We start from the raw sequence: 2,407 nt of genomic DNA, 5'->3' as shown, positions 1-2,407 counted from the left end.
GCGGGTATCGTCGCGGAGCTGCCCTCGGCGCTGGCCAACATGCTCGAGCTCGGCCGCCAGGGCGCGCTGTCCACCGGTCTCATCTTGATAGTCATCGTGATGGCGGTCGCGGTGATCGCGTTCATCGTGTTCATGGAGCGGGCGCAGCGCCGGCTTCTGATTCAGTATCCAAAGCGCCAGGTCGGCAACAAGATGTTCGAGGGCCAGTCATCGCATCTGCCGCTCAAGCTGAACACCTCGGGCGTGATCCCGCCGATCTTCGCCTCCTCGCTGCTGCTGCTGCCGACCACGGTCGCGAATTTCAACGCCGGCAAGGGGCCGGAATGGTTCCAATGGCTCAACACCCAGCTCAGCCACGGCCGTCCGCTGTTCCTGTTTCTCTACCTCGCGCTGATCGTGTTCTTCGCCTTCTTCTATACCGCGATCGTGTTCAACCCGACTGAGACCGCCGACAATCTCAAGAAACATGGCGGCTTCATTCCCGGCATCCGCCCCGGCGAGCGGACGGCCGAGTACATCGACTACGTGCTGTCGCGCGTCACGGTGCTTGGCGCCGCCTATCTTGCGATCGTCTGTCTGATCCCGGAAATCCTGATTTCCTACGCTTCGGTGCCGTTCTACTTCGGCGGCACTTCGCTGCTGATCGTCGTCAGCGTCACCATGGATACTGTGGCGCAGGTGCAGGGCTATCTGCTCGCCCATCAGTACGAAGGGCTGATTCGAAAATCGAAGCTGCGGGGCCGTCGTCGGTAACGCTGGGGCTGGGGGGCGAATACGCATGAGATTGATTCTTCTCGGGCCGCCGGGGGCGGGCAAGGGAACACAGGCGCAACGGCTGGTTCAACGCTACGGTATCGTCCAGCTGTCGACGGGCGAGATGCTACGCGCCGCGGTGGCAGCCGGAACTCCGGTTGGCCTCAAGGCCAAGGACATCATGGCCAGCGGCGCGCTGGTGCCTGACGACATCGTCATCGGCATCATTTCCGATCGTCTGGATCAGACCGACGCGCGCAAGGGTTTTATTCTCGACGGCTTTCCGCGCACCGTTCCGCAGGCGCAGGCGCTCGACGATCTGTTGAAGAAAAAGCACATCAAGCTCGATGCCGTCGTGGAGCTGCGCGTCAACGAGAGCGCGCTGCTGCAGCGGGTGGAAACGCGGGTCGCGGAGATGCGGGCGCGCGGCGAAGAAGTCCGTATCGACGACACCCCGGAAGTGTTGTCGAAACGGTTGGCGAGCTACCGCTCGCTGACGGAACCGCTGATTCACTACTATTCGGAACGGCGCAAGCTGCTGACGGTCGATGGCATGATGACCATCGAACACGTCACCAGGGAGATTAACCGCATCCTGTCTGCGATCGGGGCGGTGGAGGCAAAATCGGCCAAAACGGCGGCCGGCAAGGCTGCAGCCAGGTTGCCGGGCAGAGCCGCAAAGGTTGCCAAAAAAGCCGCGAAAGCGTCCCGGAGGGCCGGGAAACCGGCCTCGAAGGGCGCAAAAAAGCCGGGTCCCGGGGTCCGGTCAGCCTCGAAAGCCAGGGTCGGCAAATCGCCCAAAAAATCGGCGAAAAAGGTCACGAAAAGGCGAGCTAAGGCCTAGAGACGGTTGACGAAACGAGTTGGAATCCTTTAATAACCCTGTATCCAGTCGGATAGTTTTCCAACGATGCCGGGCCCCGAGACAACCCAGGGGACGGGCGTCGTGTTCGCGTTTGCGGATACAGCCCGACCAAACGAAAGAATGCCGGTCCTTTGATGGCCGGTGACAGGAGAGAAGTCTGTGGCCCGTATTGCCGGCGTGAATATCCCGACCAACAAGCGCGTTCTGATCGCGCTTCAGTATATCCATGGCATCGGCCAGAAGAAGGCCGCCGAGATCATGGAGAAGGTCAAGATTCCCGGTGAGCGCCGCGTATCGCAACTCAGCGATCAGGAAGTGCTGCAGATTCGTGAAGTGATCGATCGCGACTACATGGTCGAAGGCGACCTGCGTCGCGACACCGGCATGAACATCAAGCGTCTGATGGACCTCGGTTGCTATCGCGGCCTGCGTCATCGCCGCGGATTGCCGGTGCGTGGCCAGCGCACCCACACCAATGCGCGCACGCGCAAGGGTCCGGCCAAGTCGATCGCCGGCAAGAAGAAGTAAGACAGCGAATAGCGAATAGGGAGTGGCGAGTAGTCCTATTCGCTACTCGCCCATTCGCTACTCGCGTTTTCAGGTGTAGCCGCTGGCATTACGGCGGCGTTGAGATCGCAAGAAAGGTTCTGGAATGGGCAAGGAAGCCACCCGCATACGCCGCCGCGAGCGCAAGAACATCGCCTCCGGCGTCGCGCATGTGAATTCGTCGTTCAACAACACGACCATCACCATCACCGACGCGCAGGGCAACACCATTGCCTGGTCGTC

At 61.1% G+C, this 2,407-nt stretch carries 3 protein-coding genes and 1 pseudogene; all 4 read left to right on the top strand.

The window, feature by feature from the left end:
- A pseudogene (locus tag VGP39_RS00350) lies at nt 1-753 on the top strand (SecY family transport protein); the annotation flags it as partial.
- A 25-nt stretch (nt 754-778) separates the two neighbouring features.
- Entirely contained in the window at nt 779-1,597 is an 819-nt protein-coding gene (locus VGP39_RS00345) for an adenylate kinase (RefSeq protein WP_327566124.1), read from the top strand.
- 180 nt (nt 1,598-1,777) lie between these two features.
- Nucleotides 1,778-2,146 (top strand): 30S ribosomal protein S13, encoded by a 369-nt coding sequence (rpsM, locus tag VGP39_RS00340; RefSeq protein WP_327566123.1) that lies wholly within the window; start codon nt 1,778-1,780, stop codon nt 2,144-2,146.
- A gap of 124 nt (nt 2,147-2,270) precedes the next feature.
- On the top strand, nt 2,271-2,407 hold a 137-nt coding region (gene rpsK, locus VGP39_RS00335), incomplete at its 3' end, for a 30S ribosomal protein S11 (RefSeq protein ID WP_327566126.1).

This window comes from Bradyrhizobium sp. (assembly GCF_036009065.1).
Taxonomy (GTDB): domain Bacteria; phylum Pseudomonadota; class Alphaproteobacteria; order Rhizobiales; family Xanthobacteraceae; genus Bradyrhizobium.
Note: the sequence above shows the minus strand (reverse complement) of the source record. Positions and strands in the feature narration are given on the sequence as shown.

Excerpts from the sequence above, each read along its gene's own strand:
- VGP39_RS00345 (WP_327566124.1), top strand. The coding sequence starts at position 779 with ATGAGATTGATTCTTCTCGGGCCGCCGGGGGCGGGCAAGGGAACACAG.